Here is an 18,224-nt window from a genome sequence, read left to right on the forward strand (position 1 = left end):
ACCACGACCGCCGCACGCAGAGTAGGACGCCCGCGCTGAACGCATGAACGCGTCGAAGACGGTCGCCGACCGCGACTACGTGCAGCAGTTCGGGTCCAGTACGACGCACAGCGCCGACAGCGCCTCTCGCCGCGCGCGGTGGTAGATGTTCATGCCGCGGCGTTCGGATTCGATGAGGCCCGCCTTCTTCAGCTGGCCGAGGTGGTGGCTGACGGTGGATTCGGCGAGGCCGACGACGGCGGCGAGGTCGCCGGTGTTCCGCTCGCCCGCCGTGGTGGTCAGCAGCAGCGACATCAGTTTGACCCGCACCGGGTCCGCGATCGCCTTGAGCCGCAGAGCCACCTCCAGCGCGGCAGCGTCGTCGATCGGCCCCGCGGCGACAGGTGCGCAGCAGACGGGAGCGGACATATCGATCACGGGCAGAGCCTTCGGCATGCGACCAATCCTACGCACCTTGTTGACATATGTCGAAAAGGGGACGAGACTTCAGGTCGGAAGTTCTTCGATATATGTCTCACAAGTGGAGGTGTCCGTCATGTCTCGCATCCAACTCGCCCTCAACGTCGACGATCTCGATCGGGCGGTGACGTTCTACTCGACCCTGTTCGCCACCGAGCCCGCCAAGCGCAAGCCCGGTTACGCGAACTTCGCTATCGCCGAGCCCCCGCTGAAATTGGTGCTCCTGGAGAACCCCGGCCACGGCGGCAGCGTCAACCACCTCGGCGTCGAGGTGGAATCCTCGGAGCGAGTGCACGCCGAGATCGCGCGACTCTCGGACGCGGGCGTGTTCACCGAGGAGGAGATGGCGACGACGTGTTGTTTCGCCACCCAGGACAAGGTCTGGGTGACCGCGCCGGACACCGAACGGTGGGAGGTCTACACGGTGCTCGCGGACAGCGAAACCTTCGGCGCCGCACCGCGATCCGCGAGCGAGGAACCGTGCTGCGGCACCACCGAGGAGGCGGTCGCCGAGGGCGCGTGCTGCGGCACGTCCGCCAAGCGGGATGCCGTCGCGTCGGGCGCCGCCTGCTGCGGATGACCCTGCGTTGCCCGGATCCGGCCTCCCCTCATGACGGCCGGAATCCGGGCCTTACCGCGCACTCGCGCCCACGACGCTGCCGCGAGTACGGCTCAGTGCGCCAGCACGCCGCTCAACTCATTCGGGCTGTCCGGCAGGGTGGCCGACGCGGTGACCGCGCCCGTGGCGAGGTCGACGCGGTGCACCTTCTTGGTGGCGGGATCGGAGACGTAGGCGACGCCGCCGCGGACGAACAGGGCCGGGCGGGCCTGCTGCCACTTCAACGGCTCCTGCCAGGAGTCGATGACCGGGATGGTGCGGGTGACCGTGCCCGCGACCGGATCGATGACGTGGATGCGGCCGTCGGTGCCGAGCACCAACGCCTCGCCCTGCGGGCCGCGGCCGAGCGAACGGAATGTGTAGCTGGTGCCGATCTCGACCAGGCGCAGGGTGCCGGCGGCCGTGTCGATCAGCGAGACCTGCTGCGGCCGTTCGAGTTCCGCGTCCTTGTCCTTCTTGTAGTCGCCGAGCACGATGGTCGATTCCGGGCTGCCCGCCTGGTTGCCGATGCGGCCGTAGGGTGTCGGGCTCGCCACCTTGGTGATGACGCCGCCGCGGTAGACCAGCGCGCCGGTCTGGCAGCCGACGACCACGGTGTCGCCCGCGGCGGTTGCCTCGCCGTGCACGCCGGGGCAGTCCTCGTTGCGGGCGATCTCCTTGCGCTGGGCGTCGAGCACCGCGATACCGGTGCGCTTCTCCTCGGTGCCGAGCGTGACGACCAGCGACCCGTCGGCCAGCTCGATGGCGACGCCGTGGTGCGGCGCGGCCGACTTGTAGACCTCGGTGGCGGGCTTTCCGTCGGCCAAGCGCGCCGGGTCGAAGGAGGTGACTTCGCCGGTACCGTCGGCGAACAGCACCGTCCGCCCGGCGTGCTGGACCACGTGACCCGGTTCGGCGCCGGAAAATTCGATCTCGGTGAACTCGGCCGCGACGGCGTCGTAGACGCGGAACCCGTCTTTGTGCGACACCATCAGATGCCGGTCGTCGCCCGCCGGGTTGAGGCGGTTGAAGCCGTCGAGCGCTGTGCTGCCGCGCAATTCGAGTGTCGCGCCGTCGAGCACGTGGATGCCGCCGTCGTAGGTGACCGCGATGGGCTCGGCGATCCGCTTGCCCGCGGGCTCGTCCTGGTCCGAGCCGCATCCGGCCAGCGCGAGCGCCGCGGTGAGCAGACCGGACAGCGCGAGCGCGGTGCCGTTCCGTGGCCGAAAGTGCATGTGGTGCTCCCTTTTTCGTTCCAACTCTGCGTTCATGGGGCCAGTCCGCGGGTGATCGCCTCGGTGTTGGCGCGCATCATCTCCAGGTAGGTCTCCGCGCCGCCGCCCGGCCCGGTGAGCGATTCGGAGTACAGCGGGACGACTCGGACGTGCACCCCGGCCTGTTCGGCGAGTACGCGGGCGAGTCGGTCGGGCTGGGCGGAGTCGGCGAAGATCGCGCCGACTCCCGCGCCGCGCACGGCTTCGGCGAGTCCGGCCAGATCCGACGGGCTCGGGGAGGCGAGCGTGGTGCCGCCCGGAATCACGGCGCCGATCACCTGGAAGCCGTAACGCTCTGCGAGATAACCGAATACGTGATGGTTCGTGACCAGCTTGCGCCGTTCGGCCGGGATGGCGGCGAACCGCTCGGTCATCCACCGGTCGAGCCGATCGAGTTCGCCGAGGTAGCGCTCGGCCCGCGCGCGGATCGCCGCGGCGTCCACGCCCGCGACGTGCGCGATCACCTCGTCGCGGATGATCTCGACGGCGCGGCGGACGCGCAGCGGATCGGTCCAGAAGTGCGGGTCGGGGCGGTCGGCGCCGACCTCGGGGCGATAGCGCAACGGATCGATCTGGTCGCCGACCGCCACCGTCGCGACACCGGCGTGCGCGGCGGCGTCGACGTGGCGCTGCACGCCTTCCTCCAGCCCGAGACCGTTGTGCACGATGAGCCCGGCCCGCTCCAGCCGCGCGGCCTGCTGCGCCGAGATCGCGAAGTAGTGCGGGTCGGCGTCGGGCCGCATGAGCACCGCCACCTCGGCGGCGTCGCCGACGATCGCCTCGGTCAGATCGCCGAGGATGTTCGTGGTCACCATGATCTCGCGGCGCTCGGCACCCGAGGACACGCATCCGGCGAGCACGAGCACCGCGGCAAGGAGCATCCCAAGGTGAGCCGACGCCCTCATTCGCCCGCCTCCGCCATCAGCGCGGGGGCGATGTCGAGCGCGAAGGTGCGAGCTATCCGCAAGTCCGAGTAGTCGATCTCCCATACTTTTCGTCCGCCGGGATCGTTGACGTAGGCGCGGCTCGAATCGACCACGATGTCCGCGGCGGAGCCGGGCGCGACGAGCTGCTTGCGGGTGCGTTCGGTACCCGTCGCGGGGTCGTAGGCGTGCAGCACGCCGTCGGCGGACAACGTGAGCAGCGGCGCGCCCTCCCCCGCCGTGTTCGTCGCGAGCACCGGCCCGGTCTCGACGAAAGTCCATGTCTTGCGGCGGGCGTCGAGCAGCCACGTCCCGCGCTCTCCCGCCCTGGCCGCCAGGGTGGCGCTGCCGGGGCGGTGCCGGAATTCGACAGCGCGCTCGGTCTGGGGAACCGGACGCGGGTACGCGATCTTGGTCGCGGTGGCGCTTCCCTCCCGGACGTTCACCACCAAAGCGCCGTCGGCACAACCGAAGACGACGCCGATCCGGGTCTGCGCCGTGCCGCGCGGTTCCGGGCACGGCTCCGCGACCGCGGCGACCACCGCACCGTCACGTCCGCGAACCTCCACCCGGCCATCGGTCCGGCGGGTCACCACCGTGTGTTCCCCCGACGGCACGGCCAGGCCGCCCGCGTGCGCGCCGCGGTCGGGTACCGAGCCCGCGTCCAGCGCGGCGCGGTCCAGCAGCGCGGTGTCGCCGCTGTCGAGCACGAGCGCGGCCACCGACGGGTCCGCGGCCGCGGCGATCACCGGCCCGGCGGAGTACACGCCGACGTCTCGGATGGGCGCCTTGTAGTAATGCACGTGGTCACCGTGATCCACCAGCCAGGCACCGGTGTCGACGATTCGAATCCCCTCCGGCGTGGCCAGATACGCGTAGCGACCGTCGGCCGCTACGCGGGTGACGCCCGCGGCGGGCGCGAGATCGGTGACCCGCTCCGAGAGCAGGTCCAGCACTCGCACCGCGCCGGACTCCCTGTCCGCCAGAACGAGTCGCGGCTGCGGTTCCGCGGCCTCCTCCGCGCCCTCGACGTAGCCGTGCGGCGCCGATTCGGCGTCGTCGGCAACCCGATCGGCGCCACAACCGACCAACGGCAGCACGGCTACCAGCGCCAAAGGCCCGAACTTTCTGCCCGAGAATCGGATTCGACTCCGCAACGCGGAGAACGACGCGGACACGAAGAACAGCGCCACCGCGACGGCGGCGATGGTTGCCCCCGCCGCCGTACCGAGGTGCCAGGAGATCAGCAGTCCGGTCACCGTCGCCAGCGCACCGAGCAGCGCGGCCACGGCCATGATCACCGGAAGCCGGTGCGCCCAGAACATCGCCGCGGCGGGCGGTGCGATGAGCAAGCCGAAGACCAGCAACGTGCCGACTATGTGGAACGAGGCCACGATGGCGAGCGTGATGAGACCGACCAGGGCCACCTGCGCGACCTTCGGCCGCAGCCCGAGCGTATGCGCGGTGCGCGGATCGAAGGCCAGCGCCACGAACGCCCGGTGGCCGAGCACCGCGACAGCGGCCGCACCCAGCAGTGCGACGACCAGGTAGACCAGATCCCGGTCGCGGATCGCCAGCACGTCGCCGAACAGGAAGCCGGTCAGGTCGACGGCGAAAGACTGTGCCCGCGAGACGATCACGACACCGATCGACAACATGCCGACGAACAGCAGTCCGATGCCGATGTCGGCCGAGAGCCGTGCGTTCCTGGTCAGCGCGGACACCCCGAGCGCCATCGCGCCCGCGCTGAACGCCGCGCCCACCAACAGGTTTCCGCCGAGCAGTGCCGCGATCGCGATGCCGGGCAACATACCGTGCGCCATCGCGTCGGCCAGAAAAGCCATGCCGCGCACCACGACCCAGGTGCCGGCGATGGCGCACAGGCACGAGACGAGCAAGCCGCCCCAGAGAGCCCGCTGCACGAACGACACCTCGAACGGGGCGATCAACCACTCCATGAGGCGACACCATAGAATGAAAACGGTTATCATTTCAAAATGAGTGACGGGAGACACAGTGTGAACCGAGCGGACCTGCGACTGGCCGGATTGTCGGCGGGCTACCGCGGCCGGGCCGCACTGGCGGATGTCACCGCGACCATCCCGGCGGGCCGGATCACTGTGGTGCTGGGGCACAACGGCTCCGGCAAGTCGACGCTGCTCGCGGCGCTCGCCGGGGTGCTGAAACCGCTGGCGGGGACCATCGAGCGACCGGGCATCCGGCGGACCGCGTTCGTCGTGCAGCACAGCGCGGTGCCCGCGACGCTGCCGATCACGGTGCGGGAGACGGTCGCCATGGGACGGTGGGCGCACCGCGGACCGTGGCGGCGACTGCGGCGAACGGATCGCGCGGTCGTCGCGGAATGCCTGGCGCGCATGGACATCGCCGACCTGGCCGACCGACGCATCGACACACTCTCCGGCGGGCAGCGACAGCGGGCGCTGCTGGCGAAGGCGCTGGCCCAGGAGGCCGACCTACTGCTCCTCGACGAGCCCACCTCCGGGCTGGATACCGAAGCGCGGCGACGGATCACGGATCTGCTCGAAGACGTCGCCAACCGCGGCGTCACCGTCGTCCACGCCACCCACCAGCGCGACGAGGCGCTACGCGGCGGCCATTGCCTGCTATTGGAGAACGGCAGGCTGCTCGCCGAGGGCGATCCGGTGTCGGCCCTCGCGCTCGGTTCCGCGTCTCGAGCGCGCTGCTAACGTCGATACAGTGTCCGACGCGCTGACTCGATTCCGCTCCGTTCTCCCGGCCGACACCGAGTGGGAGCCGGTCGAGGGTGGGGAGTCCGGGGCCGCCGTGTTCCGCGCCGCCGACGGCTCGCGGTACGCGAAATGCGTCGCGGAGGAGTTGGTGACCGAACTGCGCGAGGAGTGCGACCGGGTCGAGTGGTTCAGCGGCCAGTGCCTTCCCGGGCCGCATCCGGTCTTGTGGCGACGCACCGGCGAGGCCGCCTGCCTGGTGACGACGGCCGTGCACGGCGTGCCCGCCGCCCGCGTGTCCGCCGAGGAGCTGTCCGCCGCCTGGCCATCGATCACCGAGACCGTGCGCACGCTGCACGAAATACCCACGGACACTTGTCCGTTCGAACGCGACGTCACGAAGATGTTCGCCAAGGCCGAGGACGTGGTTGCCCGCGACGCGGTGAATCCGGAATTCCTGCCCGAGGAACAGCTGACCATACCGACGCGGGTCCTCTTGGCGCGGCTACGTGCTCAGCTGGACGTGCGGATCGCGCAGGAGGCCGCGGAATACGTGGTGTGCCACGGGGATCTGTGTCTGCCGAACATCGTCCTCGACCCGAACACCTTGTCGGTCACGGGATTCCTCGACCTCGGCCGTCTCGGCGTGGCCGATCCGTACGTCGACATAGCACTGCTGCTTGCCAATTCACGGGAAGTGTGGCCGGACGAGCGAAGCGCCCTGGACGCCGATCGGCGCTTCGCCGAGCGCTACGGCATCGACCTCGACGCCGACCGGCAGCGCTTCTATCTCCACCTCGACCCGCTCACCTGGGGGTGAGGCGAATCAGGCCATCGAGATGCCGGTGATCAGGGTGCGGCCGGTGACGGTCTTGGTGGTGATGATCTGGGTGAAGGTCTTCGGCTGCTGACCCGGATACTGCTGGGTGAGCCGGACTTCCCAGTGCGACTGCCCATCTCCCGCGCCGACGGCGGTGCGGGTGATCTGGACGCAGTAACGGGTCCCGACCGGCACCTGGTCGATGCCGCGCTGGATCTGCTCGGCGGGCGGAACCGTCGCGTCCGCGGCGACGACGGCGCGCGCCGCCGGACCCGAACGTTGCACGTAGTAGGCGCGTTCGAAGGCGAGGATCGCCGAGGGTCCGTCGGTGGTGCCGCCGATGCCGGTGCCCGAGACGACATCACCGGTGCGGCGCTGTTCGCACCCGGGAGTCGCTACCGCCGTGGGGGAGTCGGGTCCCGTCGGGGTAGGTGACGCGGGCGCCGGTGCGTCGTCGGCCGCGGGGACGGAGCTGGTCGGCGCCGTCACGGTGCGCGTTCCCGAGCTGGGCAACACCGCCCAGACGATCGAGCCGATCCCGACGAGCAGACCGAGGACGATCAGCACAGCGATGATCCTGTTGCCCCGTTCGGGTTGCTGTTCCTGCGGACGCGGGCGCGGACGGCGCAGCGCGGGACCGGGGTTGCCGCCGGTGCGGTCGATGATCGCGGGCACGAACGTGTTGCTGTCGTCGGTCCGGCGATCCGGTTCCGGCTCGTCGTCTACCGGTACCCGGATCTCGACCGTCGGCTGCTCGGGGAATTCCTCGGCGCGGGTCGGCGGGTCGAGCCATTCGGCCCACTCGCCCATCCGGCGCTGCGGCTTCCGTACCGGCGGCGCGGCGGGCGGCTCCAGCGGGTAGGCCTGTTCCGGTGTGCGCGGCGATCCGGAAACCAGCGGCAGTCCGGATACGTGCGGCGGTTCGGAAACGCTCGGTGGCTCGGATACGTGCGGCTCGGGTATCCGCGGCGGCTCCGGTGCGCGCAGCGGCGCGCTGTACGACGACCCGGGTCGACGTCCCGCGGGCCGCCGCCGTCGACGCTTGCCTGTGGGAGGCGCGGGCAAGCGCAACATCGGCAGACCCGTGTCGAACGGATTCGGCTGTCCCTGCTCCTTGTTCGACGGGCCCTGGTCAGGGCGCGTCATCGCCGAAGTCGCCGATCACGGCGGCTGGGACGGTGACCGATTCGGGGATCATCGCGGCCGCGGGCACCGTGACTCCGAGCTGGCCGTCGCGCGGCCTGCGGTCCTGATCGCCGCCGATCGGCGGCGGCATCGCGACGCCGCCGTGCGTGCCGGGCGGCCCGGTCGGTTCCGGCGCCGGCTTGGGCGGCGGCGCGTCCTGCGGCGCGGGCGTGGGCGGGATGATCGAGGCGGGCGGGGCGGGCCTGGCCTCCGGCTTCGGCGCATCCGGCTTCGCGCTCGGTCCGGTCGAGTTCTGCGCCGGATTCGAGGGCGTCGAGCCGCCGCCGAAGTCGATCACCTTCGACGGGGTGCCGGACGTGCCGCCGCCGTTGCCGTTCGTGGTGCTGCCCGGGTTGATCAGCTCCGGGATCGCCTTGTCGATCGCCTTGTCCGCCGAGGCGGCGACGGTGTCCATGGCGTGCGTGCCGACCTCGACGATCTTGTCGATGAGGTGCGTGCCGATGTCGACGCCCGCCGAGATGGCCGCGGTCCCGAGCTGCACGCCCGCCGAGATGAGCTGCTGCTGGAGGTGCAGCTGGGCGGCCTGCTGCGGGTCCAGCGGCTGGCCCTGCACCGTGGTGCCGGGGACCGTGGTCGTGGCGGTGCCGCCGATGGACGGCTGACTCGTGCCACCGATGCCGCCGGGCTGTGTGACGGTGAGCGGGCCCATCTCGTCCAAACGGCGGGTGTGGTCGTTCATCTCGGTGCGCGCGGTGCCGACCGTGGCGATCGCGTCGCGCAGCGCCTGGGCCGCGCGCTCGATGACCGCGTCGGTGTCGGGCGCGGCGGTCGCGTTGCCGAGGATCACCCGCGCGTCCCGGCGGAAGTCGGCGATGATCTGATCCACCCGGCGCGCGGCGCGTGCACTGGTGGCCTGGGCGTCGCCGAGCACCGACAGGTAGGCGGGGCCGCGATCGGTGATCTCGCCGATCTCGGTCTGGGTGGTGCGCAGCGCGGGTACGGCGGCGTCCGCGCCGCGCGAGGTCCAGGTGGACTCCAGCGCGTACAGACCGTCTCGGTGCGGGCCTTCGGAATCGGCGGCGTGCGTGGACGCCGCGGACAGCGCGCCGGTGATGGCGCGGTCGGGCAGGGTAACGCCGGTGCCGAGGGTGGCGCGCAACGAGAGCATCGGCTGCACGAGCGCCGCGACGATCGGCGGGTCCGAGGTCGGATCGTTGCTGACGACCGGCAGCGTGTCGGTGCTGGTCTGCTCGGTGGGTCGCCGTCGGCGTAGACCGCTGAGCCGCCTCATGCCAGCTCCTCCCCGGTCTTCGCCAGAGCGGCCGCGGTCTCCGCGTCACCGGTCCGCATGGCGGCATCGTAACCGCGCAGCACCTGACCGTAGGCGGCCACCAGCTGGCCCGCGGTGGACAATGCCTGGGTGTGCTCGGACACCGCGGCGGTGAACCGCGCCACGAACTCCGCGCCGACCATGCCGAGATCGGCGTCGAGCTTCTGCGGGTTCACCGCACCGGACGCGGCGGCCGAGGCCTGCGCCAACTGCTGCGCCACGGTCTCCGCTATCGCGGTGTAGGCGGCCATTGCCGCCGGGTCGAGCTTCAGCGTGTCCATCGTTCCCCCTTCACGGAAAACCAAACTCTCGCTGTCGCATCACGGTTGAGCCGAGCTTACTGGCCGGGTCCGACACCTGCGCCGGATCACCACGAAACACCGGCGGCACCGCCTGGCCGTGCCGTGCGGGTGTGCCCATCACCGATGATGTGCGCCCGCCCGGTTCGCGACCTTCGTCCAATAGTCGCACGACTCGCCCCGAGATCGTCGGTCTGTCTTGCAATCAGCGGCGCGGCGGGTCGGATGCCACACAGCTGGAACGCTTTCCACGACAGGCGACCTGGGTCTTTGCCGAAGCAGGTCGCGGTCTCAGCGGGACAGGTCCGGCCACGGCGGGCGCCGCACGATGGCGAGCAGGGCGAGCGTCGCCGACACCAGGCCGATCGCCTGGCCGAACAGCGCGATCCGAGTGGCGTCGACGGCGGGCGTCCAGGTGGCCTGGCCGTCCTTCACGACGTACACGCCGACCGGTCGCGCGGCCGACCGGAGAAGCCCACCGGCCCTGGCGACCGTGACGATGACCGACCCATCGGGAGTCTCCTGCGGGGTTCCATAGACGAGAGCACTCGCGTCGCCCGGCCGCGTCGCGCCGAATTGTTCCAGCAGTGACATTTCCGCCCCTTCGTTCCGTGGCCCGCGCCGCGGCGGAAGCCGAGCGCCCCGCCAGCCTAGTGAAGATGAGGCGCCCCAAGGCGCGAGAAAATTCCATGCGGGAATAGCCGAGGTGACGATACGTTCGATGAAGATGGTTAGTCGAACGAACGAAAGGGGCCGCCGGTGGCGACCGAGACAGCGCAGTCGTCCATCGGGCTCCGGTCCGAACGCGGAGCGATCCTCGGCTCGCTGATGCTGGCGACCGGACTCGTCGCCCTCGATTCGACCATCATCGCCACCGCGGTGCTGTCCATCACCGACAGCCTCGGCGGGTTCGCCCAGTTCCCTTGGCTGTTCTCGATCTATCTGCTCGCGCAGGCGGTGACGGTGCCGATCTACGGCAAGCTCGCCGACACGGTCGGACGCAAGCCGGTGATCATGTTCGGCATCGCGGTGTTCGCGCTGGGTTCGCTGCTGTGCGGGTTGGCGAGCAGCATGGTCGCACTGATCGTCTTCCGCGCGGTGCAGGGCATCGGCGCGGGCGCCATCCAGCCGATGACCATGGTGATCGCGGGCGACCTGTACACGCTCACCGAGCGGGCGCGGGTCCAGGGCTATCTGGCCAGCGTGTGGGCGATGTCCTCGGTGGCGGGTCCGCTGCTGGGCGGCGTCTTCGCCGACTTCGTCAGCTGGCGCTGGATCTTCCTGATCAACCTGCCGCTCTCCGCGATCGCCGCCTGGATGCTGGTGCGCAGCTTCCGCGAGGACTCGGTGCGGCGCAGCCAGGACATCGACTATCTCGGCGCGGGACTGCTGACGCTGGGCGCGGGCGCGCTCATCCTCGGCCTGCTCGAGGGCGGGCAGGCGTGGGCGTGGTCCTCCCCCGCGAGCATCGGCATCTTCGCGGGCGGCGGGCTGGTGCTCGTCCTCTTCGCGCTCGTGGAGCGACGCGCGACGAATCCGATTCTGCCGCTGTGGGTCTTCACCCGCCGGGTAGTGGTGGCGAGCAGCCTGGTGTCGGTGCTGATCGGCGCGGTGCTGATCGGCCTGACCTCCTATGTGCCGACCTTCACCCAGGGCGTGCTCGGTACCGGCGCGCTGGTCGCGGGACTCACCGTCGGCGCGCTCACCCTCGGCTGGCCGCTGGCGGCCTCCCAGGCGGGAAAGGTGTACCTGCGCATCGGCTTTCGCGGCAGCGCGCTGATCGGCAGCGGGCTCGCGACGTTGGGAGCCGCGTCCACTCTGCTCATCGACGAGCACTCCACGCTGTGGCAGATCGCCGCGTCCTGTTTCGTGATCGGCACCGGCATGGGCCTGGTCGCGACGCCGACCCTGATCGCCGCGCAGACCAGCGCGGAATGGCATGAGCGCGGGGTGGTGACCTCGGCCAACATGTTCGCCCGCTCGATCGGCAGCGCCGTGGGCGTCGCGGTGTTCGGCGCGATCGTCAACTCCCGGGTCGGCGAGACCGACCACCCCGCGCCGGACGTCCTCGCCCCGGCGGTGCATCTGGTCTTCGTGACCGTGGCGGTGATGGCGGCGGTCATGCTGGTGGCCTCGGCCATGATGCCGAGCCGCCGCGCCGACGGCACGATCTGAACTTCGGCGGTCACTCCGCGGCGCGGCGGCCTTCGATCTCGGCCAGAGCGCGATCACGCTGCGCCCCGGGCAAACCGGCCGCCGCCGCGCGCACGGACTCGACGGCGTCCGGGGAGAGCGCGGTCAAGGTGGTGTGGAACTCGGCCCACAGGTCGTGGTCGGCGGTGGCGCGCAGCATGTCCGCGAGTTTCGGCTCCGGCACCAGGCCGACGAAGCGTTCGAGCTGCGCGACTTCGTCGACCAGGAACGCCGTGCGGGTCAGCGCGAGGCCGTCCAGCGCCGCCGCGGTGACGCGCGCCGCGTCGTCGGAGACAGAGGCCATCAGGTCGCCCAGGGTGATCCAGTCGGCGCGCTCGGCAAGTACCTCGGCGACGTCCGCGACCGTGGCCGAGGGCAGCCCGGCGATGATGGTCGCCGCGCGCCGGGCGTCGAGCTGGGCGGCGATGTCGGCGAGGAAGTCGGCGGGCAGGCGTTTGGCCACCTCCACCGCGTGTCCGGGGTCGAGCACCGCCGACATCTTGGCGGCGAGCAGCGCGTTGTGGTGGTGGCCGACCAGCTTCGCGAGGATGGGCGTCGGAATGATCTTGGCGGCGCCCGCGATTCGGCGCAGCCCGACAGACTGGTGGTCGAAGAGCATGTCGGCGACCTGCATACGGAAAAGGCGCAGATCCGTGTCGGGCACCTCGGCCAGATATCCGAGATCGTCTACCGGGACTCGCAACGTCCTGGCCAGCTTGATCAGCTGCGGGTCGGTGGCCGCGGCGGTCACATCCGCACCGCCTTCTTCACCGCGCCGCGCAGCATCCGCGGCACCAGATCGAGCAGGGAGTTCGCCGCCGCCTGAAGGTCGTAGAACTCCTTGTGCTCCGCGCGCTCGACGGTCTCGGCCAGCTCCGCCTGACGGTCCGGCGGCAGCGCCGCGATGGCCGGGGGCAGATCACCGTCTATCAGTTCGGCCAGCGTCTTCTGCGCCATCGCTACCTCCGTGCGTCGGACGGAATCGGACTTGCGAACCTTCGATCAACGGTAGCGAACAGGTGCCGAAATGCGGATCGCCCCGCGCGGTGCGGGCGCGGAGCGATCGTTCCGATTCAGGACGGAAAGTGCCTACTGGCCGACCGAGACCTCTTCCTTCTCGCGGGCGCCGCCGCCGAGCTTCTCCATCAGCAAGTAGCCGCCGCACACCAGCACCGCCCACACCGCGCCGACGACGATCGCGGTGCGGCCGCTCTCGGTCCAGAACAGCAGCACCACGACGAGACCGAGGAAGGCGAGCGCCACGATCGAGGTCACCGGCGCTCCGGGCAGCCGGTAGTCGCTGGCGGGCAGCAGGCCGCGGGCGACCTTCGCGCGGTAGAGCAGATGGCAGACCAGGATCATGCCCCAGACGAAGATGATGCCGATGGTCGAGACCGAGGTGATGTAGGCGAATGCCTTGTCCGGCGAGATCACGTTGACCACCACGCCGATGACCATCGCCGCGGCCGAGGCGGTGATGCCGACGTAGGGCACCGAGCGTCCGCTCAGCTCGCCGAACCGGGCGGGCGCTTCCTGGCGCAGCGACAGGCTGCGCAGCATGCGGCCGGTGGAGTAGATCCCGGAGTTGCACGACGAGAGCGCCGCGGTGAGCAGCACGAAGTTGATGATGCCCGCGGCGGCCGGGATGCCGATCTGCTCGAACACCTCCACGAACGGGCTCTTGCCCGCGTGGAAGGACCGCCAGCTCGCCACCGACATGATGACCAGCAGCGCGCCGACGTAGAACAGGCCGATGCGGAAGGGCAGGGTGTTGATCGCCTTGCGCAGTGTGGTGCGCGGGTCGCGCGCCTCGCCCGCGGTCACGCCGACCAGCTCGACGCCGACGTAGGCGAACAGCACGATCTGCAGCACGAGCAGGGACTGGCCGAAGCCGTTCGGGAACACGCCGCCGTCGGCCCACAGGTTGGTCACCGTCGGGTCGGTCGCGCGGCCGATGCCGAAGACCAGCACGCCGATGCCGATGCCGATCATGGCCAGGATCGCGGTGACCTTGATGGCGGAGAACCAGAACTCGCCCTCGCCGAACAGCCGCACCGAGATCATGTTGGCCGCGAACATCACCGCCAGCACCACCAGCGCGGTGATCCACGGATCGATGTCGAACCAGTACTGCACGTACTTGCCCGCGACGGTGATCTCGGCCATGCAGGTCGCGACCCACACCGCCCAGTAGGTCCAGCCGGTCACGAAACCGGCGAAGCGGCCGAGGAACTCGTGCGCGTATTCGGCGAAGCTGCCGGAGACCGGGCGGTAGGTGAGCAGCTCGCCGAGCGCGCGCATGATCACGAAGATCGCCAAGCCCGCGGCCAGATAGGCCAGGATCAGCGCCGGGCCTGCCTGTTCGATGGCGCCGCCCGCGCCGTAGAACAGGCCGGTGCCGATGGCGCCGCCGATCGCGATCATCTGGATCGTGCGCGGGTTCAGGCCGCGCGAGTAGCCCTCCTCGCCCGGTGCCGCCGAGTCGGAGACCGCCGCGTCCGCTGGTAGCCGACGGTCGGAGCCTGTCATGAATTGCGGTCCTTCCCTCATCCGAAAGATCAGCACGTCACGGTACCGGCGGCCGCCGAGCCGCCGACGGGCACGGTCCGCCCGAAGTCGCTGTTGCCCGCTTGCCCGACCTCTGTCACCATCGATGTCATCAATGATGACAACAGCGGTGACGAGAGGGTGACCATGCCGGACAACAGCGCTCGACCGACCCGGCTGACCAGGGATCGCATCGTGGCGGCGGCGGTGCGGATCGCGGCGCGCGGGCGTCCCGACGGGCTCACCGGCCGCGCGCTCGGCGAGGAACTCGGCGTCGACCGCTCCGCCGTGTGGCGGCACTTCGCGGACAAGGACGCGCTGCTGCGCGCCGTCGGCGACCGGCTGCTGACCCTCGCCTACGAACAGGTGCCCGCCGGGCTCGATCCCAAGGCTCGGCTGGAGGCGCTGGCCAGGGCGGTCGTGGCGGTCTTCGTGGGGCACCCGTACGTCGGCTCGGCGATCGCCTCGCGCACGACGAGGGGGCCCGGCGAGTTCGCGGTGGTCGACATGATGCTCACGGCGTTGGCCGAGCTCGGCCTCTCCCCCGACGACGTGGTCCGCTACCAGCGCATGCTCGCCGTCAGCGTCTTGTCCTACGCCGGTGTCAGCGCGGGTTACGCGGTGTTGCCGCAGAAGGTCCGCGATGCCGATGAAAGGGCTTGGACGCGTGAGTATTTCGCCCTCGACGCCGAGGAGTATCCGGGCATCGCCGAATACTCCGCGCGGCTGGCCGACGTCGGGCCGGACGCGGTGCTGGACACCATGATCGAGGCTTTCTGGACCGCGGTCGACGCGCGCACCCTGTCGAACACCAACGAGCGGAACGATTCTCATGACTGACCAGCCCACCCCCTCCCGGCTGCGCCGTTACGCGCCGCGGATCGTCCTGGCCCTCGGTGTGCTCGTGGCCGTGGCGATCGGCGCCGTCTTCGCCGCCACGCCGCTGCTGCGCATTCCGGGGCCGACCACGCTCGCGCACCTGCTGAGCGATCCCCCATCCACGCAGGGCGGCCTGTTCGAGAGCCGGACCGTCCCGGCCGCACCGACCCCGCGCCCCTTCCCCGCCGCACCGGCGCCGCTGCCGGACACGGTGCCGTGGAAGGGTTCTCGCGTTCCGGTCGCGGAATTCCTCGCGGCCACCGGCACCAACTCGTTCCTGGTGGTGCGTGACGGCAAGCTGTCCACCGAGTGGTACCGCTCCGGCGTCGGGCCGACGACCAAGCAGTCTTCCTGGTCGGTGGCGAAATCCGTTGTGTCCCTGCTGGTCGGCCGCGCCGTCGAAGCGGGCGAGCTGCGCGAGGAGGACCGGCTCGTCGACATCCTGCCCGAGCTCGCCAACGGCACCGAGTACGACACCATCACCATCCGTCAGCTGCTGGACATGGCCTCCGGCGTCGACGTCTCCGAGAACTACAACCCGTACTGGCCGCTGACCGGCACGGCACGCATGTATCTCACCGAGGACCTGGCCGATTTCGTCAGCGACCACCGCGCCCTGCGGTTCGCACCGGGTAGCCGCGGCGATTACCGCAGTGTGGACACCCAGCTGCTCGGCATGGCGCTGGCCAAGGTCGAAGGCAAGCCGCTCGGTGAGCTTCTCGCCCAACAGATCTGGGCTCCGATCGGCGCCGAGGACGACGCGCTGTGGAATCTCGACAGGGCGGGCGGACAGGAGAAGGCGTTCTGCTGCCTCAACGCCACCGCCCGCGACTTCGCCAAGATCGGTCAGCTGGTGCTCGACGGCGGCCGGGTCGGCGCGACCCAGGTGATCCCGCCGGCGTGGATCGAGCGGATCTCCACGCCCGCGCCGTTGCCCGTCATCGACTGGGGCTACGGCGCGCAGTGGTGGCACCCGACGGGCGCCGAACCCGATCTCATGGCCATCGGCGTCTACGGCCAGTACATCTACGTCGACCCGCCGAGCCGCACGGTCATCGTCAAGCTCAGCGACCACGGCACCACCCAGGACGAAGCGGAGACGATCGCGGTCTTCCGCGCCCTCGCCGCCACGGGCTGACGCGCCGGAAATATGTCGGTGACGCGGGGCGTTCTGCAGTTGGCCGTCTACTTCGGAGGAGCCGCATGATCGACGTCCCGCTGTCCGTCCTGGACCTCGCGCCCGTGCAGACCGGCGCGAGCCCCGGCGAGGCGCTGGCCGCCACCACGGAACTGGCGCGGCGGACCGAGGCCTTGGGCTATCGACGGTTCTGGGTGGCCGAGCACCACAACATGCCGGGCATCGCCAGCTCGTCGCCGAGCGTGGTCATCGCGCACTTGGCGGCGGCGACAACGGCGATCCGGGTGGGTTCGGGCGGGGTCATGCTGCCCAACCACGCGCCGCTCGTGGTGGCCGAGCAGTTCGGCACCCTCGACGCCCTGCACCCGGGCCGGATCGATCTCGGCATCGGCCGCGCGCCCGGCACCGACCAGGCCACCGCGCTGGCGCTGCGGCGCACCAGCGAGGGACTGTCGGCGGAATCGTTTCCCAGCGAGCTGGCCGATCTGCTGCGGTACTTCCGCGGCGCGGGTCCCGGCGGCATCACCGCGACGCCGGGCCGCGGCGCGGAACCGGAGATCTGGTTGCTCGGTTCCAGCGGGTACAGCGCGCAGGTGGCGGCGGTGCTCGGCGTGCGTTTCGCCTTCGCCCACCACATCAGCCCGAACAACACTGAGGCCGCGCTCGCGCTGTATCGCAACAGCTTCCGGCCCTCCGAGCATCTCGAGCAGCCGTACGCCATCGTGGCCTTCTCGGCGATCTGCGCCGACACCGACGAACAAGCCGACGCCATGGCGCGTCCGCGCGATCTGGCCTTCCTGTCCCTGATGTCCGGGCGGCCGCGGGCGTTGCCCACGCCGGAGGAGGCTGCGGCTTTCCGTCCCTCCGAGCGGGAAAGTCACTTCATCGAACAGCGTCGCGCCGGTCAGGTGATGGGCTCGCCGGAGACGGTGCGCGGTCAACTCGACGATCTGCTGCGGCGCACCGAAGCCGACGAGCTGATGCTCAACACCCTCGTCTACGACATCGAGGACCGCGCCCGCTCCTTCGAGCTGATCGCCAAAGCCGCTGCTGTTTGACGGCTTTCAGTGCAACGGGAAGCCGTGACCGGCCAGCGCCTCGCGCAGCCGGTCGCGGCCGTTCAAGCTCCGGGCCGAGGCCAGACGGTCCAGCACGCGCTCGGTCCAGGAGTGCGTGAGCCCCTGCTCGGCGTAGAACTCGGCGATCCGTTCCTCGTACCGCGCGACGTGCTCGCGCTGGTCCGCCAGCTCGTAGGTTTCGTGGTGCAGCACCGCGGCCTGCGGCAAGCGCGGCTTCACCGCGGCCTGCTCGACCGGGTCCGGATGGCCGACCACCAAGCCGAAAACGGCGAAAACCTGTGGTGGCAGGCGCAATTCGGCGGCGACCAGTTCGGGTTTGTTGCGCAGCGCACCGATGTAGACGGTGCCGAGCCCGAGCGATTCCGCCGCGACGACCGCGTTCTGCGCGGCGAGTGCGGCATCGATGAAACCGACGTAGCTGGATTCGAGGTAGTCCGCGCCGTCCAGCGGGGCGTCGCGGTCGTCGGCGAGCTGGCGCAGCCTCGCGAAGTCGGCGGTCCACACCAGCAGCACCGGCGCCTGCTCGATGTGCGCCTGCCCGCCCGCCAGCGCGGCAAGGCGGGCCTTGCGCGCTTCGTCGCGGACCGCGATCACGCTCCACACCTGGAGGTTGGACGAGGTCGGCGCGGACTGCGCGGCGGAGATCAGCAGCCGCAGCGTGTCGTCCGACACCGGATCGGGCAGGTAGCGGCGCACCGACCGATGTTCGTGCAGCACCCGCAGGACCGGATTCCACTGGGCGGGTTCGACCGGGGCCGCGTCGCGGTAGCGCTGGCGCAGGGCATCGGTCGGTGTCGGCGCGATCTGGGTCATGCCCTCATCCTGGCGACG

General features: G+C 70.4%; 19 protein-coding genes. 7 read left to right on the top strand and 12 right to left on the bottom strand.

Going from position 1 to position 18,224, the window contains the following annotated elements:
* Positions 1-75: 75 nt before the first annotated feature.
* The gene (locus AB0H49_RS10840) at positions 76-435 is read right to left on the bottom strand and encodes an Rv2640c family ArsR-like transcriptional regulator (RefSeq protein ID WP_355002883.1); all 360 of its coding nucleotides are present in this window, start codon (positions 433-435) and stop codon (positions 76-78) included.
* A gap of 100 nt (positions 436-535) precedes the next feature.
* On the opposite strand from AB0H49_RS10840, the gene AB0H49_RS10845 reads away from it, so the two are divergent.
* Positions 536-1,039 carry an ArsI/CadI family heavy metal resistance metalloenzyme gene (locus tag AB0H49_RS10845; RefSeq protein WP_355002884.1) on the top strand — a complete coding sequence of 168 codons (504 nt, stop codon included), beginning with the start codon at positions 536-538 and terminating at the stop codon, positions 1,037-1,039.
* 92 nt (positions 1,040-1,131) lie between these two features.
* Here the strand turns inward: AB0H49_RS10845 and aztD are convergent, their stop codons facing one another.
* The 3 genes from aztD to aztB are packed head-to-tail and all read right to left on the bottom strand — an operon-like array spanning position 1,132 to position 5,212.
* The gene (gene aztD / locus AB0H49_RS10850; RefSeq protein WP_357249832.1) at positions 1,132-2,292 is read right to left on the bottom strand and encodes a zinc metallochaperone AztD; all 1,161 of its coding nucleotides are present in this window, start codon (positions 2,290-2,292) and stop codon (positions 1,132-1,134) included.
* A gap of 32 nt (positions 2,293-2,324) precedes the next feature.
* On the bottom strand, positions 2,325-3,236 hold the full coding sequence (aztC, locus tag AB0H49_RS10855) for a zinc ABC transporter substrate-binding protein AztC (RefSeq protein ID WP_357249835.1): 912 nt from the start codon (positions 3,234-3,236) through the stop codon (positions 2,325-2,327).
* Entirely contained in the window at positions 3,233-5,212 is a 1,980-nt protein-coding gene (aztB, locus tag AB0H49_RS10860; protein ID WP_357249838.1) for a zinc ABC transporter permease AztB, read from the bottom strand. The genes aztC and aztB overlap by 4 nt, the downstream gene beginning before the upstream one ends.
* Positions 5,213-5,251: 39 nt before the next feature.
* On the opposite strand from aztB, the gene aztA reads away from it, so the two are divergent.
* The gene (aztA, locus tag AB0H49_RS10865) at positions 5,252-5,962 is read left to right on the top strand and encodes a zinc ABC transporter ATP-binding protein AztA (protein WP_357249841.1); all 711 of its coding nucleotides are present in this window, start codon (positions 5,252-5,254) and stop codon (positions 5,960-5,962) included.
* Positions 5,963-5,972: 10 nt separating this feature from the next.
* Positions 5,973-6,782, top strand: coding sequence for an APH(3'') family aminoglycoside O-phosphotransferase (locus AB0H49_RS10870; protein ID WP_357249844.1), 810 nt, complete (start codon positions 5,973-5,975; stop codon positions 6,780-6,782).
* A 6-nt stretch (positions 6,783-6,788) separates the two neighbouring features.
* Here AB0H49_RS10870 and AB0H49_RS10875 read toward each other — a convergent pair whose 3' ends face one another.
* The 4 genes from AB0H49_RS10875 to AB0H49_RS10890 form a co-directional block, all read right to left on the bottom strand.
* Positions 6,789-7,928 (bottom strand): hypothetical protein, encoded by a 1,140-nt coding sequence (locus AB0H49_RS10875; protein ID WP_357249847.1) that lies wholly within the window; start codon positions 7,926-7,928, stop codon positions 6,789-6,791.
* The gene (locus tag AB0H49_RS10880; protein ID WP_357249850.1) at positions 7,915-9,219 is read right to left on the bottom strand and encodes a hypothetical protein; all 1,305 of its coding nucleotides are present in this window, start codon (positions 9,217-9,219) and stop codon (positions 7,915-7,917) included. The genes AB0H49_RS10875 and AB0H49_RS10880 overlap by 14 nt, the downstream gene beginning before the upstream one ends.
* Entirely contained in the window at positions 9,216-9,539 is a 324-nt protein-coding gene (locus tag AB0H49_RS10885; protein WP_355002892.1) for a hypothetical protein, read from the bottom strand. The genes AB0H49_RS10880 and AB0H49_RS10885 overlap by 4 nt, the downstream gene beginning before the upstream one ends.
* Positions 9,540-9,848: 309 nt before the next feature.
* Positions 9,849-10,151, bottom strand: a complete 303-nt coding sequence (locus AB0H49_RS10890; RefSeq protein WP_355002893.1) for a hypothetical protein — start codon at positions 10,149-10,151, stop codon at positions 9,849-9,851.
* 165 nt (positions 10,152-10,316) lie between these two features.
* Here AB0H49_RS10890 and AB0H49_RS10895 point away from each other — a divergent pair, with 165 nt between their 5' ends.
* The gene (locus tag AB0H49_RS10895) at positions 10,317-11,732 is read left to right on the top strand and encodes an MDR family MFS transporter (protein WP_357249853.1); all 1,416 of its coding nucleotides are present in this window, start codon (positions 10,317-10,319) and stop codon (positions 11,730-11,732) included.
* Positions 11,733-11,742: 10 nt separating this feature from the next.
* Here AB0H49_RS10895 and AB0H49_RS10900 read toward each other — a convergent pair whose 3' ends face one another.
* From AB0H49_RS10900 to AB0H49_RS10910, 3 genes are all read right to left on the bottom strand, one after another.
* Positions 11,743-12,501 (bottom strand): hypothetical protein, encoded by a 759-nt coding sequence (locus AB0H49_RS10900; RefSeq protein WP_357249856.1) that lies wholly within the window; start codon positions 12,499-12,501, stop codon positions 11,743-11,745.
* Complete coding sequence (locus AB0H49_RS10905) at positions 12,498-12,707, bottom strand: hypothetical protein (protein WP_355002896.1); 210 nt, start codon at positions 12,705-12,707, stop codon at positions 12,498-12,500. Before AB0H49_RS10905 ends, AB0H49_RS10900 begins: the two co-directional genes overlap by 4 nt.
* A 132-nt stretch (positions 12,708-12,839) precedes the next feature.
* Positions 12,840-14,279, bottom strand: coding sequence for an amino acid permease (locus tag AB0H49_RS10910; protein WP_357249859.1), 1,440 nt, complete (start codon positions 14,277-14,279; stop codon positions 12,840-12,842).
* Between the two features lie 3 nt (positions 14,280-14,282).
* Here AB0H49_RS10910 and AB0H49_RS10915 point away from each other — a divergent pair, with 3 nt between their 5' ends.
* The 3 genes from AB0H49_RS10915 (at position 14,283) to AB0H49_RS10925 (ending at position 17,372) form a co-directional block, all read left to right on the top strand.
* Entirely contained in the window at positions 14,283-15,137 is an 855-nt protein-coding gene (locus tag AB0H49_RS10915; protein WP_357249862.1) for a helix-turn-helix domain-containing protein, read from the top strand.
* Entirely contained in the window at positions 15,130-16,314 is a 1,185-nt protein-coding gene (locus AB0H49_RS10920; protein ID WP_357249865.1) for a serine hydrolase, read from the top strand. The genes AB0H49_RS10915 and AB0H49_RS10920 overlap by 8 nt, the downstream gene beginning before the upstream one ends.
* A 65-nt stretch (positions 16,315-16,379) precedes the next feature.
* On the top strand, positions 16,380-17,372 hold the full coding sequence (locus tag AB0H49_RS10925; RefSeq protein WP_357249868.1) for an LLM class flavin-dependent oxidoreductase: 993 nt from the start codon (positions 16,380-16,382) through the stop codon (positions 17,370-17,372).
* Between the two features lie 6 nt (positions 17,373-17,378).
* Here AB0H49_RS10925 and AB0H49_RS10930 read toward each other — a convergent pair whose 3' ends face one another.
* Positions 17,379-18,206: an NADPH-dependent oxidoreductase gene (locus AB0H49_RS10930; protein ID WP_357249871.1), complete on the bottom strand. Its 828-nt coding sequence runs from the start codon at positions 18,204-18,206 to the stop codon at positions 17,379-17,381.
* Between the last annotated feature and the right edge of the window lie 18 nt (positions 18,207-18,224).

Source organism: Nocardia sp. NPDC050713, assembly GCF_040654315.1.
Classification (GTDB): Bacteria; Actinomycetota; Actinomycetes; order Mycobacteriales; family Mycobacteriaceae; genus Nocardia.

Excerpts from the sequence above, each read along its gene's own strand:
- AB0H49_RS10840 (WP_355002883.1), bottom strand. The coding sequence starts at position 435 with ATGCCGAAGGCTCTGCCCGTGATCGATATGTCCGCTCCCGTCTGCTGC.
- AB0H49_RS10845 (WP_355002884.1), top strand. The coding sequence starts at position 536 with ATGTCTCGCATCCAACTCGCCCTCAACGTCGACGATCTCGATCGGGCG.
- aztD (WP_357249832.1), bottom strand. The coding sequence starts at position 2,292 with ATGCACTTTCGGCCACGGAACGGCACCGCGCTCGCGCTGTCCGGTCTG.
- aztC (WP_357249835.1), bottom strand. The coding sequence starts at position 3,236 with ATGAGGGCGTCGGCTCACCTTGGGATGCTCCTTGCCGCGGTGCTCGTG.
- aztB (WP_357249838.1), bottom strand. The coding sequence starts at position 5,212 with ATGGAGTGGTTGATCGCCCCGTTCGAGGTGTCGTTCGTGCAGCGGGCT.
- aztA (WP_357249841.1), top strand. The coding sequence starts at position 5,252 with ATGAGTGACGGGAGACACAGTGTGAACCGAGCGGACCTGCGACTGGCC.
- AB0H49_RS10875 (WP_357249847.1), bottom strand. The coding sequence starts at position 7,928 with ATGACGCGCCCTGACCAGGGCCCGTCGAACAAGGAGCAGGGACAGCCG.
- AB0H49_RS10880 (WP_357249850.1), bottom strand. The coding sequence starts at position 9,219 with ATGAGGCGGCTCAGCGGTCTACGCCGACGGCGACCCACCGAGCAGACC.
- AB0H49_RS10885 (WP_355002892.1), bottom strand. The coding sequence starts at position 9,539 with ATGGACACGCTGAAGCTCGACCCGGCGGCAATGGCCGCCTACACCGCG.
- AB0H49_RS10890 (WP_355002893.1), bottom strand. The coding sequence starts at position 10,151 with ATGTCACTGCTGGAACAATTCGGCGCGACGCGGCCGGGCGACGCGAGT.
- AB0H49_RS10905 (WP_355002896.1), bottom strand. The coding sequence starts at position 12,707 with ATGGCGCAGAAGACGCTGGCCGAACTGATAGACGGTGATCTGCCCCCG.
- AB0H49_RS10910 (WP_357249859.1), bottom strand. The coding sequence starts at position 14,279 with ATGACAGGCTCCGACCGTCGGCTACCAGCGGACGCGGCGGTCTCCGAC.
- AB0H49_RS10920 (WP_357249865.1), top strand. The coding sequence starts at position 15,130 with ATGACTGACCAGCCCACCCCCTCCCGGCTGCGCCGTTACGCGCCGCGG.
- AB0H49_RS10925 (WP_357249868.1), top strand. The coding sequence starts at position 16,380 with ATGATCGACGTCCCGCTGTCCGTCCTGGACCTCGCGCCCGTGCAGACC.
- AB0H49_RS10930 (WP_357249871.1), bottom strand. The coding sequence starts at position 18,206 with ATGACCCAGATCGCGCCGACACCGACCGATGCCCTGCGCCAGCGCTAC.